We start from the raw sequence: 25,300 nt of genomic DNA on the forward strand, positions 1-25,300 counted from the left end.
TGAAATGGCGGACCGAGGAGGATTCGAACCCCCGACCCCCTGATTCGTAGTCAGGTACTCTATCCAGCTGAGCTATCGGTCCGTGAGGACGAGCATCTAGACCCAAGCGCCGAGCAATGCAAGGGGGCCGGCGCGGAAAATCCGAGGAAAATCCGTCAGTCCAGTTTCAGGCCGCCGCGGGGCAACGAAATTCGAAACACCGTGCCGCTGTCGTCGGTCCGTTCAAGGTCCAGCGTGCCGCCGTGACCGCGGATCAACTCGGCGGCGATCGACAGACCCAGCCCGGTGCCGCCCTTGGTTGCGCCGCCATGGAAGGGCTGAAACAGATGTTCCCGCGCCTTTGCCGGCAGGCCCGGGCCGGTGTCGGAGACATGGATCAGCCATGCGTCGCCGGTTTCCTGTCCTGAAATGGCGATCTCTCCGGGCTTGCCGCTGTTGACGATGGCCTGCCGGGCATTGCGTACGAGGTTGGCGATCACGCGGTAGAGCTGTTCGTGGTCCGCGCGCACGACAAGCGCCGTCGGCACGTCCTCGGCAAAGCTGATATCGGCGTCGCCCACGGCCAGACGCTCGCTTTCGATGACGTCCGACACCACGTCGATCAGCGCGAACCGGCCCAGGGTGGGCGGCTGTTCCTCGGCCTTGCCATAGGCCAGCGTGGATTCGCACAGGTGCACGGCGCGCGCGATGGAGTTGACCAGCTTGGGCGCCATGCGCTTGACCGCCGGGTCCTCGCTCATTTCGATCCGGTCGGTGAAAAGTTGTGCCGAGGTCAGGATGTTGCGCAGGTCGTGGCTGACCTTGGCCACCGCGCCGCCCAACTGGGCGAGGCGTTCGCGCTGGCGCAGGGACGATGTCAGCTGGGTCTGAAGCTTGTGCAGCGCCTCTTCGGCCTGGCGAATCTCGGTGGTGGTGGACCGGGGCGTGATCACCCGGTTCGCGTCCTCGGGGGCTTCGGCATAGCGGGTCATGTGCCGCGCGACGCTGGCGATGGGCCGCACCAGGAAGCCGCGCACGGCAAAATAAAGCAGGGCGGCGGTCACGACCGAGATCATCGCCGACAGGAACAGGATACGCAGGCCGTAATCCAGCATTGCGGCGCGCAACTCGTCCGTCAGCAGGGTGATTTCGATCAGAAGACCGCCCATCTGCGACGGATCACCGATCACCCGGATCATCTCGGGTTCAGGCGTGGCCAGCCGGGTCACGGCGTCCCCGATCAGTTCCAGAGGCGTGGCATCGCGCAGATCGTACGTCTCCACGATGGGCGAGGGCATGGGCGCCGACAGCATCAGCTGACGCGCCTCGTCACGACGCAGCACCACGTTGAAGACGCCGGCATTCTGCAGCAGTTCTTCCTGCAGCTCGTTCGAGATCTCGTCGCTGGCCAACAGTGCCAGGGAGGCGATCTGGGCACGTTCCAGCCGGTCCATCAGAAAATCTTCGCGGAATCGGGCGATGGACGGAAAAAAGATCAGGACCTCGGCCAGCATGACGAATACCACGGTCAGGATCAGGAACCGTCCCGAGAGTGATTTCAGAAACCCCATCTTTGCCGTTCCGTCGCCTTGTCCCTCAGGGCAGCCAGCGCTGCACCAGCCGCACGATCCGCTTGACCCCGTCGCTTTCGAACAGCCGTGGCGTAAAGTACGCCCCCGCGGCCCGTTTGTTGAGTTCCCCCAACGTGGGGTAAGGCGCAACCATGGCGCTGATATGCTTCATTTTCAAGTTGTTGGCGAGGGCCAAGGCCCAAGTGTGTATAAGCTCGCCCGCTTGGGCGCCGACGATGGTGGCGCCGACAGGACGGCCACCGACCACCATGACCTTGACGAAGCCCGTGGTCTTGCGCGTGGCGATGGCGCGGTCGTTCCCGTCATACTCGGCCCGCACGACTTCCAGCTTCTGTCCGTGTTCCTTGCGCGCCTGCGCTTCGGTCAGGCCGACCTGGGCGAGTTCGGGGTCTGTGTAGGTGGTCCAGGGCAGGTGCGCGGTGCTGGTCTTGGCGGGCAGGCCCAGCACGGCGGAACGGATGACGATGCCCGCGTGATAACCCGCCACATGGGTGAATTGCAGGCCGCCCGCGACGTCGCCGATGGCGTAGACCTTTGAATTGCTGGTCTTCAGGCTGGCGTCGACCTTGATGCCGGACCTGGTGGATTTGATGCCTGCCGCCTCGACGTTCAGCCGGTCGATATTGGGCTTGCGGCCCACGGCCACCAAAAGGTGCGAGCCCTTGAAAACCTGCCCGTCCTTGGTTTCCACCTCGATCGCCCCGGCGGTGCCGCGCACCTGCGCCGCGGTGGCGCCCTCGACGATCTCAAGGCCTTCCTCACGCAACTGATCCAGCATCAATGCCGCTGCCTCGGGGTCGTCCTTGCCAAGGGCCTTGTCGCCTTCGATCACGGTGACCTTGCAACCCAGGCGCAGATGCGCCTGCGCCATTTCCATGCCGATAGGGCCGCCGCCGATGACCAGCAGGTGATCGGGCTTGTCGCGCAGATCGAACAGGGTTTCGTTGGTCTCGTAAGGGACGTCCTCCAGTCCCGGGATAGGGGGAACGAAGGGCGAAGAACCGGTGGCGATGACGATGCGCCGGGCGCGGATGGTGGTGTCGCCGACCTTGACCTCGGTTGGCGAGATGAACTGGCCGTAGTCGCGGATGACCTTAACGCCAAGGCCCTCGAACCGTTCCTGGCTGTCATGCGGGGCGATGGTGGCGATCACGTCCCGAACGTGATCCTTGGCGGCGGCGTAGTCCACCTTGGGCGCGACATCGGCGACGCCGTAAGGGGCGGCATGTGCCTGGCCATGGGCGGCCTTGGCCGAGGCGATGAGGGCCTTGGAGGGCACGCAGCCGAAGTTGAGGCAGTCACCGCCCATTTCGCGGCCTTCCAGAAGGACCACGTCGGCGCCCATCTGTGCCGCGCCCGAGGCGACGGAGAGGCCGCCGGACCCGGCCCCGATGACGAGGATGTCAGTCTTGATATCGGCCATGGCCTAGATGTCCTTCTTGCCGCGCACGGTCTTGATCACGATAGGTAGTGCTGCCAGCACGCAAAGCCCGAGAATGGGGCCGATCACCTGCGGCTCCCACAGCAGAGACAGGTCAGGACGCTCGCCGCGGTCGAAGACCTCGCCGAGGCCAACGCCGATCCAGGTGAAGACGATGGCGCCGGGGATGATGCCGATTGCGGTCGTCCAGAGGAAATTGACGAAGCGCACCCCGACCAGCGCGGGCAGCAGGTTGGCCACGAAGAACGGCACCACGGGCACGAGACGCATCAGCAAAAGGACACTGATTTCATGTTCATGCAGGCCGGTCTTGATCTTCTTCAGCGTGCCTTCGGAGGCGTCCATCTTGGCGGCGAGCGTGCGGCCAAGGCCCCACCGTGCGGCCATGAAGATGGCCGAGGCGCCGATCACGGCGGCTGTGACGTTGAAGACGGTGCCAAGCGCGAGGCCGAAGAGAAATCCGCCGGTCACCGATGCGACCGCTGCACCCGGCAGCGAGAAGGCCACGATGCTCACGTAGACGGCGATGAATATCCCTGCGAGAAGGATGTGGTTTTCGTCGCGAAAGGCCAGCAATGCCTCGCGATTTTCGGCCAGCGTGTCGAATGTCAGGTAGTCGCCCAGCGTGAAATACCCCACGACGGCGGCGATCAGGATCACGACCAGGGGCGCGTGGCGGATATAGGCGGGGCGCCTGGTGTCGTCGGCAGTGGCCATGTCGGGGTCCGGTACGATTGACTGTCCTTCCCTAGATGCGCGATCCTCGGGCGCCGCGCCAGACGCTTCACGCGGGGGTGATGCGGGGTGATTGGTTCGGGGCGTTTATGTCGGGATTCGGGGGGCTTTGTAACAAAGCCGGCCATCGGGGCAGGGTTTTTGTTGCAAAAGCCAATCGGATGTTTGACTTGGGTCCCGCAGGCCCCTATAGACCGGGCTTCAATACGAATTCCGGCTTTCGCGATTCCTGAGCGAGGCCAAGAACACCGGAGAGCCGAGCGATGAAACGCACGTATCAACCCTCGAACCTGGTCCGCAAGCGGCGCCACGGTTTCCGCGCGCGCATGGCCACCAAGGCCGGCCGCAAGATCCTGAACGCGCGTCGTGCGCGTGGCCGCAAGTCGCTGAGCGCGTAAGCGCCAGCCAGGACCTGTACGGACATGACACCGCCGGAGGCCCTCGTGGATGACACGGGGAAAACGCCCCCGGCGGTTTCCGTTTGTCTGGAGGTCCTGAAGAAACGCCCCGATTTCCTGGCCGCCGCCAAGGGGCGCAGGCAGGCGATGAAGGGCCTGGTGCTGCAAATGCGGGACCGGCGGGACGACAGCGACAAGATCCGGGTGGGGTACACCTGTTCCAAGAAGGTGGGCAATGCCGTCACCCGTAACCGGGCCAAGCGGCGCTTGCGCGAAGTGGCGCGCAAGGTGCTGACGGCAAATGGAAAACCCGGGCATGACTATGTGCTGATCGGGCGCGCCGGGACCACGGTGGACCGCGATTTCCAAGGCCTGTGCGAGGATCTGCGGCGGGCGCTGGCCACGGTGCACGGATGAGTCCGCTGGCGCATATCCTGGCCCTGCCGGTCAAGGGATACCGGCTGATTTTCAGCCCCTGGGTGGGGTTCAACTGCCGCTATCAACCGACATGCAGCCAGTACGCGCTCGACGCCCTGCGCACCCACGGGGGCCTGAAGGGTGGGTGGCTGGCCGCGCGCCGGATCGCGCGGTGCAATCCCTGGGGCGGCTGCGGCTACGACCCGGTGCCGGGCAAAAGGGAGGCGCGCGATGAAGCGCCCTGAGACACTGGCGCAGATGAACGCGGCGCTGGCGCGCTTCGCCACGGAGCATGGCGTGGAGACGGGGCTGGCCTATCGCCCGGGTCCTTCGGACATCTTCATTTCGCCCTACAGCAAGTGCGGCACCACCTGGGTCAGCCAGATCGCCCACGGCCTGCGGTCCGGCGGCGACATGGCGTTTGACGAGATAACCGAAATTGTGCCGTGGTTGGAGCTGGCCCACGATATGGGGCGGAACGTTAACGACCCGCAACCCTACCGTCCGCGGCTCTTCAAGAGCCATCTGCCCTGGGGGGTGATTCCCGAAGGCGGGCGCTATATCGTCGTGCTGCGCGACCCGGTGGATGCGATGGTGTCGCTTTACCGCTTTTTCGACGGCTGGACCTTCGAGCGCGGGGCGATTTCGCTGGAGGATTTCGCGGAGTACTACCTGGATCGCATGGGCCGCGAGGATTACTGGAGCCATGCGGTGTCCTGGTGGGGCGTGCGCGACCACGACGACGTGCTGCTGCTGGCCTATGAGCACATGAAGCAAGATCTGGTGAAGAGTGTCGCGCAAGTGGCGGATTTCATGGGAATATCCGATGAGCGGACACGCGCCGTGGCGCAGGCGCAGGCGACGCTGGATTTCATGACGGCGCATGGGCGGCAGTTCGACGATCACCTTGTGCGTCAGGCGCGCGACGCGGCCTGTGGCCTGCCGCCGGGCGGTGAGGCCAGCAAGGTGGTGAGCGGGCGCGCCGGCGCCGGGCGGGCGCAGGTCAGCCCGGCGATGCATGAGGCCTATGCCGCCAAATGGCGCGAGACCATGGGCACGGCGCATGGGCTGGAGAGCTATGAGGACGTGCTGACGGCGTTGGAAGATTAACGGGGCCTTGAGGCACCGGGCGCGGAAACGGGTGGGTTAACCGCTTCGATTCGGCCCGAAACGGCATGTCGGCATCGCGTCGGTATTCCAGTGGTATCGCGACGGTGCGGATTTTCGCGTTTCGACGGTTTGACGCGGCGGCCGGTCGTGACGGATTGTTAACCGATGCGCAGGTGGGTTTTCACCCACCCTACGAGGTCCCGGGTCGGGCCCGGGACGGGAGCCGGAAACGCATCGCGGCGACGGAAAGGACCCCGCCGCCGCGACACCGTGAGTGTGGTTCCGGGTCAGCCCTTGACGATGGGCGTGTCCTCGCGCGTCGGCACGTCGGGCTCCAGCCCCCAGCGCAGGCCGTCGAGACCGGCGGCCATTTCATCGTCGGTGTTGCGCAACCCGATCGTCACCTTGAGGATCAGCGCGGTGACGAGGCCGGTCACCAGGCCCGCGCCAAGGCAGACCACGATGCCGATCAGCTGCATGGTCAGGCCGATCTGGCCGTGCTGGAAGGCGTATTCGCCTTCGGTGATGCCGAAATAGCCGCCGCGCGGCGTGCCGGCCTCGAGGATGCCGACCATGATAAGGCCATAGCTGCCCGCGCCGAGGAAGAGCGGCAGCAGCTTGTGCTCGTCGAACTCGCGCTTCAGCGTGAATTCATAGACGATGTAGGAGATGACCGGCGCACCAAGCGCCACCAGGAACATCTCGCCCGGCTGGTAGACGTCGAAGCCGCAGGCGCCGGCCACGTAGCCCGCCAGTGGCCCCAGCAGCAGGTAAGCGTATTTGCGCGTGGCATAGGCGAGGATCCCGCCCGTCACCGCGCCGCCGGCCCAGGCCATGGCGTAGTTGTTCACGGCGAGGCCCACGCTGGTGTCGGCCATGGTGACGCTGACCGCCAGCGCCTCGGGGTCGAAGAAGAAGAGACAGGAGACGATGACCATCGGCAGGCCCGCGAAGATGGTCAGCAGGCCCACCGCCGCCAGTCCGATGCTGGGCGCGTGGTAGCCTGACACCATCGGGTGCGGGTTGAACATGCCAGGGCGCTGGCCCAGCATGGGCACCAGAGCCAGCGCCATGCCGGTGGGGAAGAGATAGACGAAGCCCACACCGAAGAAGTCGTGAAAGCCCGCATTGGTGAGCGGGCCGACAGACCCCCAAGTGTAGAAGCTGAGGATCGACGAGGCCACGGCGGCCACGACGCAGAGCACGTAATAGGCCGAGGCCTTGATGCGTTCGGACACCGCGAAGTGGAAGAGGATGTTCACGATCCCGGCAAAGACCGCGAGGAAGAAGACGAAGATCTGGAAGGTGTTCAGCCCCGGGAAGGTCGCCGGATCGGTGGTGGAGGCGTTGGCGTTCAGCATCCCGCCGAAGAGCCACCAGTCGCGCAAGCTGTCGCCCATGGTGGCGCCTTCCATGATGTAATACTGCGCCGCCCAGAAACCGAAGCCGATGGCGAAATAGGTGGCGAAGCCCAGAAAGAAGCCCATGACCTTTTCGATGGTCGAGTTGAACAGGCTTTTGCGCCGGGTGGTGCCGGCGTCGATCATCAGAAGGCCGACGACGACGGTGATCGCGCCGACGGTGCCGGAGAGATAGACGAGGTTCTGGACAAGGGAATTCAGGGTGACCTGGTCGGCCTGAATGGCTGCGAGATCCATTTTGGGTGTGTCCTCCACTGTTGGGTTTCGGGTCCGTCCGTCGCCGGTCGGGATTGGCGCGCAAGTGGCGAACCAAAAGTGAACCGGAGTAAGGCGCGGGTCCCGCTTTGTTTTTAGTTTTGATTAAATGTTGCGCAGAAAATGGCGTATGTGAAGGAAAAAATGGCTGGAGGTGGAAAACAGGCGCGAGTTTGCGTCGCGCCAAGGTTGGAGGGTGATCCAAAACTGTACCGAAAGGGCGAGTCGTCAGCCGCGGGCGTGAAAGATGAAGCCCAAGAGGTTCAGAAGCACCTGCGCGGCGAGGGTCGAGGTGGAGCCGGTGGGGTCGTAATCCGGGGCCACTTCGACGAGATCGATGCCGACGATCTCGTGGTTTCGGGCCACCTGTTGCAGGATCTCGAGCACGTCGTAATAGAGGAACCCGCCATGGCTGGGCGTGCCGGTGCCGGGCGCGATGGAGGGGCAGAAGGCGTCGATGTCGATGGTGACATAGACGCGTGCGCCCGCGGGGATGCGGTCGGCGGTGGCCTCCGGTCCCAGCGCACGCACCTGGCGGACCGAGAGGATATCCGAGCCGCGCGCCCGGGCGTCGTCATAGCCTTCCTTGGCGGTCGAGCTGACATTGCGGATGCCCAATTGGGTAAGGCCGGTCACGTAGGGCTTTTCGGCGGCGCGGCGCATGGGGTTGCCGTGGCCGAAGCGGACGCCGTGGCGCTCGTCGACGAAATCGAGATGGGCGTCGATCTGCAGGACGTGGATGTCGCCCTGGTCGTCAAAGGCGTTAATGCAGGGGATGTTGATGGAATGGTCACCGCCGATGGTGACGGGCAGGGCGCCCGCGGCGAGGATGGCGCGCACGCCGGTCTCGATATTGGCGTGGGATTTCACCGTGTCGGTGTGGACGATGTCGGCGTCGCCGATATCGACGATGCTGACCTCGCCGGGCAGATAGGTGGCATCGTCCTCGTGGTCATAGGCGCCGGCGTGGCCGAAAGAGAACAGCGTGGAGGCCTCGCGCACGCCGCGGGGGCCGAAGCGGGCGCCTGAGCGCCATTGGGTGCCGGCATCGAACGGCGCGCCGAGGATGGCCACGTCGGCGTCGATCCGGGCCCAGTCCGAGACATAGGGGCGTTTTCCGAAGGTGGAGATGCCGACGAAGGGCAGGTCGAGCCGGCCGCTTTCGTATCCGTGTGTGCTCATGCGCGGTGTCCTTTGGTTGAGCCGACGCTAGCTTGGCGCGGGACGTATTGGCAAGTGGGGTGGCGCGTGGGTTTTCGGACGAACCAAGAGCCGCGCGATCGCCAGACCGCGGGGTGGCGATCAACGGTTCTTCGGAGCACTTTATGGCAGCCAACTCCGCAAGACCTCCAATCCGATGCACATACGGCAACCAATCGCCAGCCCGGTTGGCGGCCCCCCTTTCGGCGATTGCGTGCAATCGCCTTTCGGTCAGCGGGCGATGGCGCGGCGGCGCGGCGGGGCCGCGCCTTGATCCCGCGCGGGCTGAGTTGCGGACCTCTTGGCCCTGTCATCTGCGCGCACCCGCCAATCGGCCCTTTCCATTCCCTCCGGCGCGTGCAATAGGGAACCGCCAAACGAGCCACCCCAAGGAGATGCGCCATGGAGATTCGTGAGGCCCTCACTTTCGACGATGTTCTGCTGGTTCCCGCGAAGTCCAGCGTGCTGCCCACCACGGCGGACACGCGCACCCGCGTGACCCCGTCGATCGACCTCAACATCCCGCTTCTGAGTTCCGCGATGGACACGGTGACCGAGGGGCGCATGGCGATCTGCATGGCCCAGTCGGGCGGCATGGGCGTCATTCACCGCAACCTGACGGTCGACGAGCAGGCCAAGGAAGTGCGCCGGGTCAAGCGGTTCGAGAGCGGGATCGTCTACAACCCGGTGACCCTGCGCGCCGACCAGACGCTGGGCGATGCCAAGGAACTGATCGAGCGCTACAACTTCACCGGCTTTCCGGTGGTGGACGAGAAGGGCCACGTGGTGGGCATCGTCACCAACCGCGACATGCGGTTCGCCACCAGCGACGACACGCCCGTGCACGTGATGATGACAAGCGACAACCTGGCGATCCTGACCGAGCCTGCCGACCGCGAGGAGGCCAAGAGCCTGATGAAGGCGCGGCGGATCGAGAAACTGCTGGTCACCAATGCCGAGGGCAAGCTGACCGGCCTTCTGACGCTGAAGGACACCGAGCAGGCGGTGCTGAACCCGACCGCCTGCAAGGACGGGCTGGGCCGGCTGCGCGTGGCCGCGGCCTCGACCGTGGGCGATGCGGGCTTCGAGCGGACCCAGGCGCTGATCGACGCGGGCGTGGACATGGTGGTGATCGACACCGCCCATGGCCATTCCGAGGGCGTGGCGCAGGCCGTCGAGCGGGCCAAGAAACTGTCCAACGAGGTGCAGGTCGTCGCCGGCAACGTGGCCACCGCCGAGGCCACGCGCGCGCTGATCGGAGCCGGTGCGGACGCGGTGAAGGTCGGCATCGGGCCGGGCAGCATCTGCACCACGCGGATGGTGGCCGGCGTGGGGATGCCGCAGCTGACGGCGGTGATGGATTGCGCGGCGGCCGCGGGCGACACCCCGGTCATCGCCGATGGCGGCATCAAGTTCTCGGGTGATTTCGCCAAGGCGATCGCGGCGGGCGCGTCCTGTGCCATGGTCGGCAGCATGCTGGCGGGCACGGACGAGAGCCCCGGCGAGGTGATCCTCTACCAGGGGCGCAGCTTCAAGGCGTATCGCGGCATGGGCAGCCTGGCCGCCATGGCCCGCGGCTCGGCCGACCGGTATTTCCAGAAGGACGCGGCGAGCGACAAGCTGGTGCCCGAGGGCGTCGAGGGGCAGGTGCCCTACAAGGGCAGTGCGGCCACGGTGCTGCACCAGCTGGTGGGCGGCCTGCGGGCCGCGATGGGCTATACCGGCTGCGCCACGGTCGAGGAGATGCGCAGCAATTGCGAGTTCATCAAGATCACCGGGGCGGGGCTGAAGGAAAGCCACGTGCACGACGTGCAGATTACCCGCGAGTCTCCGAATTACCGGATCGGGTAGAGGCCTGTTTCACGGGGCGTTTTCGGCACCGGGGCCATGACATCGCCCCGGTCGGAAACGGTCGAAGGAATGGCGATGGTTCACGGCGTGCCAAGGGTTCGTCTAGGCCGGGAGACGTATGAGATCGAAGTTCAGAGCGCTGCGGGGTCCGTTCGCGCGGCAGGCTCGGTCGGCAAGCGCCGTGCGCCAAGCGCCTGGCAGGGTCGCGTGGCATCGACCACGACAGGTTCGGCAATCCGTACCGTTCAGACAGTGGCAAAAGCCGAATTGCCCGCTCTCGTGTCAGACCCAATAATAGATCGCCACGGGCAAAATCGGCAGCAGGCCCAGCGAAACAAGAGCCAGCACGCCGTCGCGGGTCAACAGGCTGGCGGCGAAGAGCGCGATCACGGCCGAAGCGATGGAGCCGGACGTGGGCACGATCTCCATGAACGGCATGAACAGCGTGAGCGCCATCACGAGGGTCAGCGGCAGCCACATCCAGGGACGGTGAAACAACCAGGTCAGTCGCGGCTTCACGAAACGCTCGACAAGGCGGACGGGTCGCCGCAGCCAGCGGATGCCCTTGCAGAGCTTCCCGGTCGACAGCCTCCGACGGGTGACTAAACCCGGAAGCCAGACGCTCTTTCGCCTCACCATCATCTGCGCCACGAGGATGAAGACCAGCGCCGCCACCACGGCGGTGATCACGGGGATGGCGCTGGCCGGCGAGGTGGGGACCAGCGAGAAGGCCAGCATCAGCGCGGCGAAGGAAGAGTGACCAAGCGTATCGACCACATCCTCGACCGAAATCTCCCTACCCGAAAACGGAGCGCACGAGTTTGCCTCACCTTGAAAGACGGAAACCGTATTGGCCCCAACGGCGGCCTCGCCCTAGCCGGAGACCGGATGGATTGAGCGGAAAGACGCCGCATCGGGGCAGGGCGCGCGCTGCCGGGAACCGCCGCGATCACAGGGGGTTACCCTTTCAGGAGGATCCGGGTGATGACGCAGGAAAACAGCCGTCAATTGCGAACGCGGCATGGAGATTGGATTTCCCCGCAGGAGTTGCAGGAGGTTCTCGCCGAAGAGGGATATTCCTGTAGCGAAAGAGTGAACTTCCTGAACTCGGTCCTGACCGACCTGGCGGCAGAGAGCGCCGAGCCTGGCGCACCCGACCGCAAGGCCGCGGCATTGCTCGCAGAGGTTCGGCGCATTCTGGAAGATGAGCAGGACAAGTATGGGCGGCGCCCGATGGCGGAGGACTTGCCGTGAGCGATGGCGCGGCCAAGGGCGCCGCGCAAGGGTCGGGTGACGAAAAGGGCAAGCTCAAGCGTGCGATCGGCCCCGGCCTGCTTTTATTGTTCATCGTGGGCGACGTTCTTGGCACGGGTATCTACGCCCTGACCGGCAAAGTCGCCGAAGAGGTGGGTGGCATCGTCTGGCTGCCCTTCCTTGTCGCCTTCGTCGTCGCGACGCTGACGGCCTGCAGTTACCTGGAACTCGTCACGAAATATCCCAAGGCCGCCGGGGCGGCGCTTTACACGGAAAAGGCCTTTGGAATCCATTTTGTCACGTTCCTCGTTGCCTTCGCCGTCATGTCCTCGGGGCTGACATCCTCGTCCACCGCCGCCCGTGCCTTTGCCGAGAACTTTTCGACCGGGTTCGGTCTGGAGCTTGGAGCTTGGGCGGTGACCCTGATCGGCCTGGCATTTGTCGCCGCGATTGCCCTGATCAACATGCGCGGCGTCGGAGAAAGCGTGATGGTCAACGCGGTCTTCACCTGCATCGAATTGACCGGGCTGATCATCATCGTCGTCATCGGCATGATGGTGTTCGGCAACGGCGAGGCCGACATCGGCAAGGCCTTCGAATTTGGAGAAAACGAGGACGGCGTCTTCTGGCCGGTGATCGCCGGTACCACGCTGGCCTTCTTTGCCATGGTCGGTTTCGAGGATTCCGTGAACATGGCCGAGGAGACCAAGGAGCCGAGCCGGATCTTTCCACGGATGCTGTTTGCCGGGCTGGCCATCGCGGCGATTCTCTACCTCGTGGTGTCGATTGTCGCGATCTCGATCGTTCCGATCGACGACCTGGCCGAGGGTGACACGCCGCTGCTGAAGGTCGTGGAAGCGGGCGCTCCGGGCTTTCCGCCGTGGATCTTCGGCCTGATCACTATGATCGCGGTGGGGAATTCCGCGTTGATCAACCTGCTCATGGCCAGTCGGCTTGTTTACGGCATGAGCGAGGAGGGGGTGCTTCCTGCCGTTCTGGGCAAGGTGAACCAGGCGCGGCAAACGCCGGTGACGGCGATCATCTTCACGACGCTTCTGGCGGCGGGGCTGATCACCTTCGTCGGCGCTGTGCCGGAACTGGGCGGCACGACGGCGCTTTTGTTGCTGGGTGTCTTTACCATCGTCAACATCGCGGTGCTGGTGCTCAAGCGCGACAAGGTCGATCACGAGCATTTCCGCACGCCGGTCTGGGTGGCCGTGGCCGGCGCGGCGACATGCGCCTTTCTTGTCGGCCCGTGGACGGGCCGCGACCCGGCGCAGTACCTCATCGCTGCGGTGCTGATCGGTATCGGCGTGGTGCTTTGGGTGGTGACGCGGTTGTGGATGCGCAAGGAATAGGCCCTGCGCATCCAGTCGGGCGGCTGCAGGTCACTCGACCTTGGCGTCCGCGTCCCCGCGCAGGTCGGCGATATCGTCCGCACTGACTGGCGCGGCGTCGTTTGACCAGCCCTGCCGGACGAAACTGGCCAGTTCCGCCGCCTCTTCGTCCGTCAGCCGGTCTGCAAATCCGGGCATCCGCAGGCTGTGGGGACGCTTGGGTGTCGAGGGCAGTTCCGACCCGTTCAGGATCATCGAGATCAGCCCCGTCGGGCTTTCCGCCGTGACCAGCGCATTGCCGTCGAGCTCGGGAAAGACCTCGTCGGCGCCGCGCCCGTCGGCGAAATGGCAGGCGTTGCAGTTGTCGATGTAGAGCCGGGCCCCCAGGGGCATGTCCGGGTCGGCCGAGGCGATCAGGGCCTCGGTCCCGGTCCTGTCGCCGGGGCGGTCCGGCGCCGCGCCGCCGTCGTTCAGCCCCACGAGGAAGGCCGACATGGCGGCAAGGTCCTCTTCGCTCATGAACTGGGTGGAATCCCGTATGACCAACTGCATCTCGCCGTTGACCGCCGCATGGGCGTTGCGCCCGGTCGAGAAGATGGCGACCAGGTCCTCCGGGCTCCACCCGGCTATGGCGCTGCCGGGGCCGCGCAGGGCGGGGGCCGTCCAGCCCGCGATCTCGCCCCCGGTGAGGAAGGCCTCGTCCGAGGCATCGACGGCCGCCTCGGCCATGATGGCGTTGCGCGGTGTGTGGCAGGCGCCGCAATGGCCCGGGCCTTCGACGATGTATTCGCCGCGCGCCAGAACCGGATCGTCGGCATCCGCCCGGAAGCCCGGCCCGTCGAGGGCCAGCCATTTCCAGCCCCTGAGCGTCCAGCGCTGATCGAAGGGGAAGGGAAGGTCCGCTTCCCGCGTGTCGTTGCGGATGACAAAGACGATGTCGCCCCAGTCGAGCAGGCCGAGACGGGGGTGCGCAGGCTCAGCCATCGTCAGACGGCGCCTTACCCGCCTTCAGCCGCTTCACAGTCTCGTCGAACGGATCGCCCTCGACGCGCCCGAAGGCCACTGGCGCATCCAGCACGCCGGGTTCGGCCAGCCTGGCGAGCGTTCCCGCATCGAGCGGCGGCGCTGCCTGGGCGGTGGCGATCCAGGCGTCGAAGGCGGCGGGCGCCACCGCTTCGGCCACGAAATGCTGACGCGCGAACTGCGCCCCGTTGTATTGCGTGTTCAACCCCGCGAACTGCCCCTCGGCATCGGCCCGCAGGTTGAACCGCGAAGCCATGCCCGGCATCGCGTAGATCTGCCCGCCGAGCCGGGGCACCGAAAAGGCCTGCAGCGCCGTCCCGCTGGTCAGCCGCAGCTCGACGGGCCGCCCCACGGGCAGCGCCAGCCGATCGGCGGAAGCGACACCGGCGTCGCGGTAAACGAACAGCCATTTCCAGTCATAGGCGATGGCGTCGATCCGAAGCACCTCTCCCGGCCCGGCTTCTCGGCGACCTTCACCAGAACGTGGCCGATCCAGGCGTGGACGGCGACAAGGAGCGCAACCAAAGCAAGCTTGGCATAAAGCCACGGCACGAAAACCTCGCACAGGAAGATCAGCCAGGTTCCCGCGATGACGGTCAGCACGGCGGAGGGAGTGACGATCATGGTGTAGGTCATACGGGTGGCGTGCCGGATGATGCGATAATCGTCGGCGACGACGGCAAGGTCGTGGCGGGCCAGCATGAGGGGCAGAACCAGCAGTCCGCCGCACCACAGCGTCAGCCCGGCGACATGCAGCCGGCGCGGGGGCGAATGTCAGGATCGCGCCAAGCATGCCCATCTGCGCAAACCCCGCCACCACGAAGACCAGCCGGTCGACCGGCGCATCCTGGGTGGCGAAGAGGTCCCGCCAGAACCAGACGGCGCTGCCCAGCAGCGTCAGCTGCATAAGCCAGTAGACCGCCACGTTGGACAACGCCAAGTCATAGCTTGCCGGGACGTGCCATATCCACAGGACCGCCGTCGAAACCGAAAAGGGCAGGGCCAGGCCGGGCCCGCCGCGCCCGCGCCAGGCCACTGCCAGAAGCGGCGCCGCCACCGCCACCAGAAGAACGTGATGCAGCACCCGTGCCGAAAACAGGGCAGAGGAAAGCGCACACAAGGGCGAAACGAACGCGACGAACATCACCGCGACAGCCGCCAGCCCGGCAGGCTCGCGGCGCAGCAGCGCCGTCAGCCCCAGAGCGCTGCGAGAACCGCCGGATCGAGGTTCCAGCTTGCCCAAAGCTCCGCGGGCGGCGGCGGTTGTCCGCAGTAGATCCTGCCCATGATCAGACCCCCCCGGGTCTGTCCGTCGCTTCGTTGCGCGTGGCGGCAAGGTGGGCCTGCCGCACGACGTCCTTCCTATCGAACCCAAACCCGCATTCCCACCGGATGTTTCCACGGGTGCCGCCCGCGCCGCGCCCTGGAAAGGCCCGCGTTGAACTCCTGCGCCGGTTCGGGCGTTGTCCCCCCGACGTTGCACCCCGCGCGGCAGGAAAGGCAAGGATCATGGCATCACGCGCTCTCTGGACAGGACAGCTTCGCCTGTCGCTGGTGTCCATTCCGGTGGAAATCCATTCCGCCCGCAATTCCTCTTCGCGCGTGTCGTTCCGCCAGATCCACAAGCCCTCGGGCAAGCCCGTGCGCTATCAGAAGACGGTTCAGGGGGTCGGCCCCGTCGAGAACGATGACATCATGAAGGGCTATGAGACCGACGATGGGGACTATATCCTGCTCGAGCCGGACGAGATCGACGCGATCAAGCTGGAAACGAAGAAGACGCTGGAGCTGGTGCAGTTCGTCGAGACCTCGGAAATCGCGCCCATCTGGTTCGACCGGCCCTATTACGTCGTTCCCTCCGACGAGCTTGCGGAGGATGCCTATCGCGTGGTTCGCGATGCCTTGCGGCAGACAAAGAAGGCGGGTCTCGGTCAGCTGACCATGCGCGGCAAGGAATACCTGTGCGCCATCCGCCCCTGCGGCGACGGGCTGTTGATGGAGACGCTGCATTACGAGGCGGACATCCGCGACGCCGACCCGCTGTTTTCCGGGATCGAGGACGACGCCTCGGACGAGGAACTGCTCGAGGTCGCCACCCAGCTGATCGACAAGAAAACCGCGCCCTTCGATGCCTCGGCCTTCGAGGATCACTACGCGGCGGCCCTGAAGGACCTGATCGCTGCCAAGATGAAATCGAAGAAGACGCCCCGCGCCAAGGCCGCCGATGACGGTGGCGTTGCCGAGGCGGAAAACGTGGTCGACCTGATGGATGCGCTGAAGAAGAGCCTGAAGCAGAGCAAGGGCGGCAAGTCCACCCGCCGCAAGAAGGCCTCGTGAGGTCCCTGGACGCATATCGCGAGAAGCGGGATTTCGACGTCACGCCGGAGCCCCGCGCCGAGCTTGTCGACGCCGGCGGCGAGCGCCTGTCCTTCGTTGTCCAGAAACATGATGCCAGCCGCCTGCACTATGACTTTCGCCTGGAACTGGGCGGTGTGCTGCTGTCCTGGGCCGTCACCAAGGGCCCCTCGACCGATCCGTCGCAGAAGCGCCTCGCTGTGCGCACCGAGGATCACCCGGTGTCCTATGGCGGTTTCGAGGGCACCATCCCGAAAGAGGAATACGGCGGCGGCACCGTCATGCTGTGGGACAACGGCTGGTGGGAGCCGCTGCACGATCCCGAGGAGGGTCTGAAGGAGGGCAAGCTGCATTTCAGGCTGCACGGCGCGCGGATGAAAGGCGGCTGGGCGCTGGTGCGGATGCGCGCCAAGAAGGGCGAGAAACGCGAGAACTGGCTTCTGATCAAGGAACGCGACGATTTTGCCGGGCGCACCGCCGAGGCGCTGACCAACAAGCACCGAACGTCCGTGACCACCGGCCGTGCGATGCGCGCGATTGCCGGGGACAAACCCGCCGCCACGCCTGCGAAACACGACAAGCCGCTGCCCCGGTTTCACAAGGTGCAGCTGGCCACCCTGCGCGATGCCCCGCCCGAGGGCGAGGGCTGGCAGCACGAGGCCAAGTTCGACGGCTATCGCTGCGTGATCGCCCTGGGCAAGGGTGGGGTGCGGCTCTACTCGCGCAACGGCAAGGACTGGTCCGACCGTTTCGGGGCGCTCTGCGAACCGGCGGCGGCGTTGGCCTGTGGCTCGGCCCTGATCGACGGGGAAGTGATCACCGGCGCCGGGGGAGGGGACTTCTCGACGCTCCAGAAAGCACTGAAGGCGGGTGACCCGCTCACCTGCTACCTTTTCGACATCCTTGTCCTCGATGGCGAGGATCTGACCGGCAAGCCGCTCTCGCAGCGGCGCGAGGCGCTGGAAGGGCTCATGGACGGGCAGCCGCCCCGCGGGCCGCTCCGCCTCAGCCCGGTGATCGAGGGCGATGGCGCCGCCGCCCTTGCCGCCATCTGCGAGGCCGGCGGGGAGGGCCTCGTCTCCAAGCGCATCGATGCCGCCTATCGCGCCGGTCGGAGCAAAAGCTGGATCAAGTCCAAGTGCATCCGCCGGGCCGAGTTCGTGGTCGCCGGATGGTCGCCCTCGGACAAGAAGGGCAGGCCGTTTTCCTCGCTGATCCTGGGGAGCTTTGAGGCGGGCACGCTGATCTACCGGGGTCGCGTCGGCACGGGGTTCGACGGAGACGACATGGCGGAACTGATGGCCGCGCTGAAGCCCCTTGCCCGCAAGACCCCCCCGTTTGACGAAGACCTGCCCGACGAGACAACCGGCGCTCGCTGGGTCACGCCAAGGCTGGTCGTCGAGGCGGACTATGCCGAGTTCACCAGCGAAGGCCGGATACGCCACGGCGTCTACAAGGGCCTGCGCGAAGACAAGGAGGCCAGGGACGTGAGTGCCAGCGCCGAAGCGAAGAACGACAGCGGCGACGACGAGAAAACCATCGGCGGCGTCCGAATCTCCAGCACCTCGCGCCGGGTCTATCCCGATGCGGGTCTGACCAAGGGCGAGGTTGCGGAACACTACGCGCAGGTCGCCGAACGGATGCTCGATGACGCCGCCGACCGCCCCCTGGCACTGTTGCGCTGCCCCGATGGGATCGCGGGCGATTGCTTCTTTCAGAAACACGCCGGCAAGGGCTTTCCCGAGGGCGTCAAATCCATTCCCATCGAGGAAAAGGACGGCGACAGGGCCGATTACATGTATGTCTCCGGCCCCGAGGGCCTGCTTGGCGCGGCGCAGATGGGCACGCTGGAATTCCACATCTGGGGCGCGCGGCGCGACCGGATCGAACGGCCCGACCGGATGGTGTTCGATCTGGATCCCGATGAGGGCCTCGGCTTTGCCAGGGTGAAGGCGGCGGCGCAGGAGGTCCGCGAGGGCCTGAGCGCCTGCGGGCTGGACAGCGCGCCCATGGTCACGGGCGGCAAGGGTGTGCACGTGATCGTGCCGCTGCGCCGCATCAGCGAGTGGGAGACGGTGAAAACCTTCGCCAAGACCTTTGCTACAGTCCTCGCGGAGCGCCACCCGAAGCGGTACACCGCCACCATGTCCAAGTCCAAACGCAAGGGGCGCGTGTTCATCGACTGGCTGCGCAACGAGCGCGGCGCCACCGCCATTGCGCCCTATTCCCTCCGCGCGCGCCCCGGCGCCGCGGTCGCGGTGCCTGTGACCTGGGCCGAGTTGCAGGACCTGAGCTGTCCCGACGGCTTTCATGTGGGCGATATGGCGGCACGTCTGAAACGCCCATGCCCGCTGCGGACGGCCAAGGCGCGCGGCATCGGAGCCGAGGTCGTGGAAGCGCTGGAAGACTGGTCTCGCGACTGAAAGCCCTCTGGCGGCACTTGCGAGTCGCGCGATCATGGCCGCTCCGAGGAGCCGCGTCGTGCACGCCCTGAGTTAAAGCCCGTCCCGATCGAACCTTGTCGAGCGGTCACGTGTCGACCGCTCGGTGCCCTTGCTTCGCCCTGATATCCTGAACTCGACAGGGGATCCGTTGCCGACAGCTGTCGGCCCTGTGGGAGAGACCTGTCGTTGTCAGGTACCTTGTTGGGACTTTCAGTCCAACACTCCGTTCAAGAATGACCGCATTCCGAATGCCTGGGTAATCCTTCCTCGCCAAACCGCCAACAATCCTGGCGGTCAGTCGCCGATGTCTCGGGAAAGAGGAAATGTTGAACCGCCTCGCATTGAGTCACTCACGTCGAGTGGACAGGGCGGACGCGTGCAGTGGAGAAGATATCATGGAAATGATACCGGCACTGCGGTCCTAGCGTGGTGCACTCGTCCCGATGGCGGTCACCCCGCGCGCCCCGTATGTTACCGGGCCGGTGCCGGGGTGGCCGAAGAGTCACTCGATGACGGCGCAGGCGATGCGCTCGCCGGCATCGCCCGATGGCTGACTCTCGTAGTCGTCGGGACCGCTGTGCAGCATCAGCGCCCGGCCTGACAGATTGTCCTGTTCGCCGCCCAGCACCGCCTGATGATTGAGCACCTGGGCCTTCAGCGTGCCATCGCTGGCCACATACTGGTTGGGCATGTCACCGACATGAGGACCGCCATCCGTTAAGAAGCCGTGATCGTTGCCCGAACTCGCGAGATGCCCGCCCGCGGACTTGAAGCCGCCCTCGGCATCGCATTCCCCGGTCTCGTGGATGTGGAAGCCATGCCAGGTTTCCGGCGGCAGCTCGGCCAGGTCGAGCTCGATCAGCACCCCCGCAGGCGTGTCGGTGAGGGTAGCCGTCCCGATCTCCGTGCCTTCGGCGTTGATGAAACTCGCTTTCGCATCGGCGTCCTGCGCCTGTGCCACGTTGGCGAGGCCGAGCGACATCGCCGAGGCAAGCAGCAGCAGCCGGGCAGGGCGCAAGTGTTGGTATGGATTGGTCATGGGAACCTCCTTGGTGTTGTCAGGGCGGCGGCCGTGGGGCCACCGGCAACCGTCGGCCTCATTTGGCCTGACTCGCCGGGGCCACGACAGCCATCGGTCAGATCATGGGAATGCCGCCGGTGACCTCCACGGTCGCGCCGTTGGTGTAGCTTGAAAGCGGGTCGGCCAGCATGACGTAGGCGGTGGCGAGTTCGGCGGGTTGTGCGGGGCGGCCGATCGGCTTGTCCTCGCCGAAATGGGCCACCGACTCCTTCGGCAGCGTCGCCGGGATCAGCGGCGTCCAGACCGGGCCGGGCGCCACGCAGTTTGCGCGGATGCCGCGCGGGGCCAGCATCTGCGCCAGGCCCACGGTGAAGTTCTGGATCGCGCCCTTGGTCGCGGCATAGGCCAGCAGGCCGGGGTTGGGCTTGTCGGAGTTGATCGAGGCGGTATTGATGATCGCGCCGCCCTTTTCCATCACCGGGACGGCCGCCTTGCAGAGATAGAACATCGAATGGATGTTGGTGCGGAAGGTCATCTCCCACTCCTCGTCCGGGATGTCCTCCAGCGTGTCGAAATGCATCTGGTGGGCGGCGTTGTTCACCAGGATGTCGAGCCGTCCGAAGGCCTCGTGCGTGTCGCGCACCAGCGCCCGGCAGTGATCGCCGCTCTGGATGTCGCCGGGCATGACATAGGCCCGCCGCCCGGCGTCTTCCACCAAGGCGCGTGTCGTATGCGCCTCGTCGTGCTCTTCCAGGTAGGAGATCATCACATCGGCGCCTTCGCGCGCGTAGGCCAGCGCCACCGCGCGGCCGATGCCGCTGTCGCCGCCGGTCACGAGGGCGGCCATGCCTTCAAGCTTGCCGGACCCCCTGTAGCTGTCTTCGCCGTGATCGGGGCACGGCTCCATCTGATCGGTACGGCCGGGCGTGCCCTGAGGCTGCTCGGGAAAGGGGGGCTTCGGATAATTCATCAGGCTTCTCCGGGTTGGTGCTGGGGAGTCAACGGCCGCGATGTTCCAATGTTCCCGCGCCTTCCGGGGCTGCGTCCAAAAGGAAAACTGTCCCGGCGAGGAACGGGGGTTAGGTAGACAGCACAAATGCGTCACGAATGGAGAACGTCATGGATTGGTCGGAAATGTTGTTTCAGGGGTGGAGCGGGATCCTGCGCACCGCGATCGTCGGCACCCTTGCCTATGTGGCGCTGGTCGTCGCGTTGCGGACGTCCGGCAAACGGACCCTCGCGAAACTCAACGCGTTCGACCTAGTGGTTACCGTGGCTCTCGGGTCGACCCTCGCCACCATCCTTCTCAGCAAGAACGTCGCACTGGCAGAGGGCGTGACGGCGCTGGTGCTGCTGATCGCATTGCAATACGGCGTGACGGTCCTGTCGGTGCGTTCGACCTCGTTCGCGCGCATCGTCCGTTCGGAGCCGACCTTGCTGCTGCGCGACGGCGAGACCCTGCCGCGCGCGATGAAGCGCGCCCGGGTCACCGAAGCGGAACTCGAGACGATTGTGCGCACGGAAGGGCAGCGCGACCCGGAGACGGTTGCTGCCGTCATCCTGGAATCCGACGGCTCCTTTTCCGTCATCGCAGGGCCGGAGGCGGTTCGCGGCAACGGATCTGGCGGCCTTCCCTCCAGCCGTTCACGCGTGTAGACCTGCGAAATGAGCATGATCGACCGATGTTCGCCGATGCGGCGGAGTGAAGATCGGTTAACAAAACAAGGGCAGATCAGTGGAATGATACGGACGTGCACGACGTGCAGATCACCCGCGACAGCCCTGATTTCCGCATTGACTGATGCGGCGGTCATCATCGGGCCGCGCGACAGGGCCCGGGGCATGACATGACCCCGGCGGCCCGGGTCCAGGCCGCGATCGAGGTGCTCGATTCCGTGGCCAGCGGGATGGCCGCCGAACAGGCGCTGACCCGCTGGGCGCGCGGTGCGCGCTATGCCGGATCGAAAGACCGCGCGGCGGTGCGCGATCACGTCTTCTCGGTGCTGCGCCGCAGGCGATCCTGCGCGGCCCTGGGCGGCGGCGACAGCGGGCGGGCGCTGATGCTGGGCCTGCTGCGCGGGGCGGGTGAGGACACCGATGCGATCTTCTCCGGCGAGGGACATGCCCCCGCGCCGCTCGACCCTGTCGAGCGCCACGCGGGCCGGACGCCGACGCCGCAGGAGACGCGCGATCTGCCGGACTGGCTGTGGGAGCGGTTCGCGACGAGCCTTGGCGGTGAGGCGACGCGAGCGGCGGAGGCGCTGCGGCATCGCGCGCCGGTTTGCCTGCGGCTCAATCCGGGCTTGAAGACCGACGCCGATGTCATTGATATGCTTGAGCAAGACGGCATCGCGCTGCATCCGGTGCCGGATATCAAGGGCGCGGTCCTGGTGACCGCGGAGGCGCGGCGGGTGACGCAGTCGCGGGCCTATCGCGACGGGCTTGTGGAAGTGCAGGACACCAGCAGCCAGGCGGCCATGGCCGCGCTGGAGGTGCCCCCGGGCGCACGGGGGCTGGATTACTGCGCCGGCGGCGGCGGCAAGGTGCTGGCGCTGGCGTCCCGGATCGAAGGCGCGTGGTTTGCCCATGACGCCGCGCCGCGGCGGATGCGCGACCTGCCACAGCGCGCTGCGCGCGCCGGTGTGACGGTCACCCTGCTCGATGCGGGCGCGGTGAGCGGGACGGCGCCCTTCGACCTCGTGCTGTGCGACGTGCCCTGTTCGGGCAGCGGCACATGGCGGCGCACGCCCGAGGCGAAGTGGACCCTGACGCCCGAGCGTCTGGCCGACCTGTGCCGGACCCAGCGGAGCATCCTGCAGGAGGCGCAGGCGCTGGTGCGGCCGGGCGGGATGCTGGCCTACACCACCTGTTCGGTGCTGGACGAGGAGAACGCGGGCCAGGTGGCCGCCTTTCTCGCCGCGTCTTCGGGATGGGTGCAGGAGATCACCCGGCACTGGCCGGTGTCGGAGGTGGGAGACGGTTTTTTCCTGTCGGTCCTGCGCAAGCCGCAATAGCAGAGCCGACACTGGCAATCGCAACCTAGACGTGTTCGCCGTTTCAGCGTTAATCTAACGTTAAATCCTGCCGCCTAAGACAGGCGACAGGAGATGGATTGCTGGAGACTTGCCGGTTGGCTTCGATTACCGGAACCGTACTGCCCTTGCGCGATGCCGCGTCGCGGATCAGGCCGCGCTCCAGGACCGTTCTGGCGACGGGGCTGGGGTTTGGCGCGGGCGCGTTCGTGATGCCCGATCCGCGGTTGCAGGTCGCATGCCTTTTTCTCGGCGCGATCCTGCTGATGTCGGCGCTCTGGATCGCCATCGTCCACGCGGCGGAAACGCGGTTTCGCAAGGGCCTGGTGGAGGCCGCGGCGGATTTCATGGGGGAAGACGCGACGCCGGCCATCCTGACCGGGCGCGAGGGCGACATCCAATACGCCAACCGCGCGGCGCAGACCGCGTTTTCGGCCGACGAGGCCAGCACGCTGGCCGGGGCACTGAAGCACACCGTCGCCAACCCCGGCCCGATCCTCTACCGCCTGGAAAGCCGGGCCGACCTGCGCGGCTCGGCGCATGAGGATGTGGTCACGCGGGCGGGACATCTGCGGCTGAGCGTGCACCGCGCGGCGGCGGACCGATATATCTGGCGGATCGAGAAATCCGCCGACCGCCCCTCGCGCGAGGCCGATCCGGTGCCGCTGCCGATGCTGACGGTGGGCCGGGGCGGGGCGGTTCTGTTCATGAATTCCGCGGCGCGCGAACTGGTGGGTGAACGGGCGCGCACGCTCGACCGCATTTTTCCCAAGATGCCCCTGCGCTCGGGCCAGATCAACGACATCACCACCGCGCAGGGGCTGACGGCCTGCCTCGTCGTCGAGCTGGAGGGCGTGGCCGGCCGGCGCGAGGTGTTCCTGCTGCCGGGCGTGGCGCCGACCGAGCGGCAGCCGGACGGATGGGCATTCTTCGACGAATTGCCGGTGCCGCTGCTGAAACTGGCGCGCAACGGCGAGGTTCAGATCTCGAACCGCCCGGCGCGGGACCTTCTGGGCGCCGAGGCGTGCTGCGGCAAGACGCTGTCGGACCTGATGGAGGGGCTCGGCCGGTCGATCCCGGACTGGCTCGATGACGCGGCCGCCGGTCGGGGCGGGGTGCATTCGGAATTCCTGCGGGTCAGGCGCGACGACCGCGAAACCTTCGTGCAGGTCACGCTCAACCGCGCGATGGAGGCGGGCGAGACGGTTCTGATCGCGGTGCTGAACGACGCGACCAAGCTGAAGACCCTGGAAGAGCAGTTCGTGCAAAGCCAGAAGATGCAGGCGATCGGGCAACTGGCCGGCGGCGTGGCGCATGATTTCAACAACCTGCTGACCGCCATCGCGGGGCATTGCGACCTGCTGTTGCTGCGCCACGATCAGGGCGACCCGGATTACGGCGACCTTGTGCAGATCAACCAGAACGCCAACCGGGCCGCCGCCCTGGTCAGCCAGCTGCTGGCCTATTCGCGCAAGCAGACGCTGCGCCCCGAGGTCATGGACCTGCGTGACATGCTGTCGGAACTGACGCATCTTCTGAACCGGCTGGTGGGCGAGAGGGTGATCCTGTCGCTCAGTCACGACCCGACTCTGTGGTCGATCCGCGCCGACAAGCGGCAGCTGGAACAGGTGCTGATGAACCTCGTGGTGAACGCCCGCGACGCCATGCCGGAGGGCGGCGACATCCGCATCGCCACAGAGAACGTCACCCTGGACGAACCGCTGCGCCGCGACCGCGCGGTGGTGGCGCCGGGCCGCTATGTGCGTGTCAGCGTCACGGACGAGGGGCAGGGGATATCCCAGGACAAGATCCAGAAGGTGTTCGAGCCGTTCTTCACCACCAAGCGCACCGGCGAGGGCACGGGCCTCGGCTTGTCCACGGCCTACGGGATCGTGAAGCAGACCGGCGGTTTCATCTTCGTGGACAGCCACGAAGGGAAGGGCGCCACCTTCCAGGTGCTGCTTCCGGCGCATGAAACCGTCGACACGCCGATGGCCCAGGCGGACCCGGCGCCGGCCCTCGCGGCCAAGACCGACGGCGTGGTGCTGCTGGTGGAAGACGAGGCGCCCGTGCGGGCCTTCGCCAGCCGCGCGTTGCAGCTGCGCGGGATGACGGTGCTGGAGGCCGACTCGGCCGAATCGGCGCTCGACCTTCTGGAGGATACGTCGCTGAAGGTCGATGTCTTCGTCTCCGACGTCGTGATGCCGGGGATCGACGGCCCGAGCTGGGTGCTGAAGGCCCTGGAGGAGCGCCCGGAGACGCAGGTCGTGTTCATGTCCGGCTATGCGGAGGAGGCGTTCGGCGAGATCCAGTCGCGAATCCCGAATTCGACTTTTCTGCCCAAACCCTTTTCCCTCACCGAGCTGACCGAGACCGTCCAGCACCAGCTGGCCCAGGGCTGACGGCGCGGACCGGCGCAGGCGGGATCCCGGTGG

22 protein-coding genes, 1 tRNA gene and 1 pseudogene are annotated in these 25,300 nt (G+C 66.1%); 12 read left to right on the top strand and 12 right to left on the bottom strand.

The annotated features are described in order from the left end of the window. Positions 1 to 5: 5 nt before the first annotated feature. The 4 genes from FIU89_RS09425 to FIU89_RS09440 form a co-directional block, all read right to left on the bottom strand. Positions 6 to 82: transfer RNA gene (locus FIU89_RS09425), tRNA-Arg, on the bottom strand. Positions 83 to 155: 73 nt separating this feature from the next. After that, positions 156 to 1,550 carry a sensor histidine kinase gene (locus tag FIU89_RS09430; RefSeq protein ID WP_152492358.1) on the bottom strand — a complete coding sequence of 465 codons (1,395 nt, stop codon included), beginning with the start codon at positions 1,548 to 1,550 and terminating at the stop codon, positions 156 to 158. Positions 1,551 to 1,575: 25 nt separating this feature from the next. Then, positions 1,576 to 2,994 (bottom strand): NAD(P)/FAD-dependent oxidoreductase, encoded by a 1,419-nt coding sequence (locus tag FIU89_RS09435; protein WP_152492359.1) that lies wholly within the window; start codon positions 2,992 to 2,994, stop codon positions 1,576 to 1,578. 3 nt (positions 2,995 to 2,997) lie between these two features. Further along, entirely contained in the window at positions 2,998 to 3,729 is a 732-nt protein-coding gene (locus tag FIU89_RS09440; protein ID WP_152492360.1) for a TVP38/TMEM64 family protein, read from the bottom strand. Between the two features lie 281 nt (positions 3,730 to 4,010). Between FIU89_RS09440 and rpmH the strand changes: the two genes are divergently transcribed. The 4 genes from rpmH to FIU89_RS09460 are packed head-to-tail and all read left to right on the top strand — an operon-like array spanning position 4,011 to position 5,672. Then, on the top strand, positions 4,011 to 4,145 hold the full coding sequence (gene rpmH, locus FIU89_RS09445) for a 50S ribosomal protein L34 (RefSeq protein WP_005980833.1): 135 nt from the start codon (positions 4,011 to 4,013) through the stop codon (positions 4,143 to 4,145). 24 nt (positions 4,146 to 4,169) lie between these two features. Continuing rightward, positions 4,170 to 4,562: a ribonuclease P protein component gene (gene rnpA / locus FIU89_RS09450; protein ID WP_152492361.1), complete on the top strand. Its 393-nt coding sequence runs from the start codon at positions 4,170 to 4,172 to the stop codon at positions 4,560 to 4,562. Beyond that, positions 4,559 to 4,807: a membrane protein insertion efficiency factor YidD gene (yidD, locus tag FIU89_RS09455; RefSeq protein WP_152492362.1), complete on the top strand. Its 249-nt coding sequence runs from the start codon at positions 4,559 to 4,561 to the stop codon at positions 4,805 to 4,807. The genes rnpA and yidD overlap by 4 nt, the downstream gene beginning before the upstream one ends. Next, on the top strand, positions 4,794 to 5,672 hold the full coding sequence (locus tag FIU89_RS09460; protein ID WP_152492363.1) for a sulfotransferase domain-containing protein: 879 nt from the start codon (positions 4,794 to 4,796) through the stop codon (positions 5,670 to 5,672). The genes yidD and FIU89_RS09460 overlap by 14 nt, the downstream gene beginning before the upstream one ends. Before the next feature lie 287 nt (positions 5,673 to 5,959). On the opposite strand, the gene FIU89_RS09465 is transcribed toward FIU89_RS09460, so the two are convergent. Continuing rightward, positions 5,960 to 7,330, bottom strand: a complete 1,371-nt coding sequence (locus tag FIU89_RS09465) for an ammonium transporter (RefSeq protein WP_152492364.1) — start codon at positions 7,328 to 7,330, stop codon at positions 5,960 to 5,962. Between the two features lie 246 nt (positions 7,331 to 7,576). Further along, positions 7,577 to 8,530, bottom strand: a complete 954-nt coding sequence (speB, locus tag FIU89_RS09470) for an agmatinase (RefSeq protein WP_152492365.1) — start codon at positions 8,528 to 8,530, stop codon at positions 7,577 to 7,579. Between the two features lie 420 nt (positions 8,531 to 8,950). On the opposite strand from speB, the gene guaB reads away from it, so the two are divergent. After that, positions 8,951 to 10,399 (top strand): IMP dehydrogenase, encoded by a 1,449-nt coding sequence (gene guaB / locus FIU89_RS09475; RefSeq protein ID WP_152492366.1) that lies wholly within the window; start codon positions 8,951 to 8,953, stop codon positions 10,397 to 10,399. 282 nt (positions 10,400 to 10,681) lie between these two features. On the opposite strand, the gene FIU89_RS09480 is transcribed toward guaB, so the two are convergent. Continuing rightward, positions 10,682 to 11,176 (bottom strand): exopolysaccharide biosynthesis protein, encoded by a 495-nt coding sequence (locus tag FIU89_RS09480; RefSeq protein ID WP_254701843.1) that lies wholly within the window; start codon positions 11,174 to 11,176, stop codon positions 10,682 to 10,684. Between the two features lie 207 nt (positions 11,177 to 11,383). Between FIU89_RS09480 and FIU89_RS09485 the strand changes: the two genes are divergently transcribed. Next, complete coding sequence (locus FIU89_RS09485; RefSeq protein ID WP_152492368.1) at positions 11,384 to 11,653, top strand: hypothetical protein; 270 nt, start codon at positions 11,384 to 11,386, stop codon at positions 11,651 to 11,653. Next, positions 11,650 to 13,011 carry an APC family permease gene (locus FIU89_RS09490; protein WP_152492369.1) on the top strand — a complete coding sequence of 454 codons (1,362 nt, stop codon included), beginning with the start codon at positions 11,650 to 11,652 and terminating at the stop codon, positions 13,009 to 13,011. The genes FIU89_RS09485 and FIU89_RS09490 overlap by 4 nt, the downstream gene beginning before the upstream one ends. Before the next feature lie 30 nt (positions 13,012 to 13,041). Here the strand turns inward: FIU89_RS09490 and FIU89_RS09495 are convergent, their stop codons facing one another. The 3 genes and pseudogenes from FIU89_RS09495 to FIU89_RS22590 all read right to left on the bottom strand — a co-directional run. Further along, positions 13,042 to 13,974, bottom strand: a complete 933-nt coding sequence (locus tag FIU89_RS09495) for a cytochrome c (RefSeq protein ID WP_152492370.1) — start codon at positions 13,972 to 13,974, stop codon at positions 13,042 to 13,044. Between the two features lie 363 nt (positions 13,975 to 14,337). Beyond that, positions 14,338 to 14,715: a CopD family protein gene (locus tag FIU89_RS22250; protein ID WP_254701868.1), complete on the bottom strand. Its 378-nt coding sequence runs from the start codon at positions 14,713 to 14,715 to the stop codon at positions 14,338 to 14,340. Between the two features lie 109 nt (positions 14,716 to 14,824). Then, a pseudogene (locus tag FIU89_RS22590) lies at positions 14,825 to 15,157 on the bottom strand (cytochrome c oxidase assembly protein); the annotation flags it as partial. Positions 15,158 to 15,522: 365 nt separating this feature from the next. On the opposite strand from FIU89_RS22590, the gene FIU89_RS09505 reads away from it, so the two are divergent. Together FIU89_RS09505 and ligD are read left to right on the top strand one after the other, a co-directional pair. Further along, on the top strand, positions 15,523 to 16,350 hold the full coding sequence (locus FIU89_RS09505; protein ID WP_152492371.1) for a Ku protein: 828 nt from the start codon (positions 15,523 to 15,525) through the stop codon (positions 16,348 to 16,350). Beyond that, positions 16,347 to 18,791 (top strand): DNA ligase D, encoded by a 2,445-nt coding sequence (gene ligD / locus FIU89_RS09510; RefSeq protein WP_152492372.1) that lies wholly within the window; start codon positions 16,347 to 16,349, stop codon positions 18,789 to 18,791. The genes FIU89_RS09505 and ligD overlap by 4 nt, the downstream gene beginning before the upstream one ends. Before the next feature lie 523 nt (positions 18,792 to 19,314). Here the strand turns inward: ligD and FIU89_RS09515 are convergent. Both FIU89_RS09515 and FIU89_RS09520 read right to left on the bottom strand, forming a co-directional pair. Next, complete coding sequence (locus tag FIU89_RS09515; protein WP_254701869.1) at positions 19,315 to 19,794, bottom strand: superoxide dismutase family protein; 480 nt, start codon at positions 19,792 to 19,794, stop codon at positions 19,315 to 19,317. A 154-nt stretch (positions 19,795 to 19,948) separates the two neighbouring features. Beyond that, complete coding sequence (locus tag FIU89_RS09520) at positions 19,949 to 20,806, bottom strand: SDR family oxidoreductase (RefSeq protein ID WP_172978193.1); 858 nt, start codon at positions 20,804 to 20,806, stop codon at positions 19,949 to 19,951. A gap of 146 nt (positions 20,807 to 20,952) precedes the next feature. Between FIU89_RS09520 and FIU89_RS09525 the strand changes: the two genes are divergently transcribed. From FIU89_RS09525 to FIU89_RS09535, 3 genes are all read left to right on the top strand, one after another. After that, the gene (locus FIU89_RS09525; protein WP_152492374.1) at positions 20,953 to 21,489 is read left to right on the top strand and encodes a DUF421 domain-containing protein; all 537 of its coding nucleotides are present in this window, start codon (positions 20,953 to 20,955) and stop codon (positions 21,487 to 21,489) included. Positions 21,490 to 21,680: 191 nt separating this feature from the next. Further along, positions 21,681 to 22,847: an RsmB/NOP family class I SAM-dependent RNA methyltransferase gene (locus FIU89_RS09530; protein WP_152492375.1), complete on the top strand. Its 1,167-nt coding sequence runs from the start codon at positions 21,681 to 21,683 to the stop codon at positions 22,845 to 22,847. Positions 22,848 to 23,077: 230 nt separating this feature from the next. Next, positions 23,078 to 25,267, top strand: coding sequence for an ATP-binding protein (locus FIU89_RS09535; RefSeq protein ID WP_152494466.1), 2,190 nt, complete (start codon positions 23,078 to 23,080; stop codon positions 25,265 to 25,267). The last annotated feature ends 33 nt before the right edge of the window (positions 25,268 to 25,300 follow it).

This window comes from Roseovarius sp. THAF27 (genome assembly GCF_009363655.1).
In the GTDB taxonomy this organism is placed as follows: Bacteria; Pseudomonadota; Alphaproteobacteria; order Rhodobacterales; family Rhodobacteraceae; genus Roseovarius.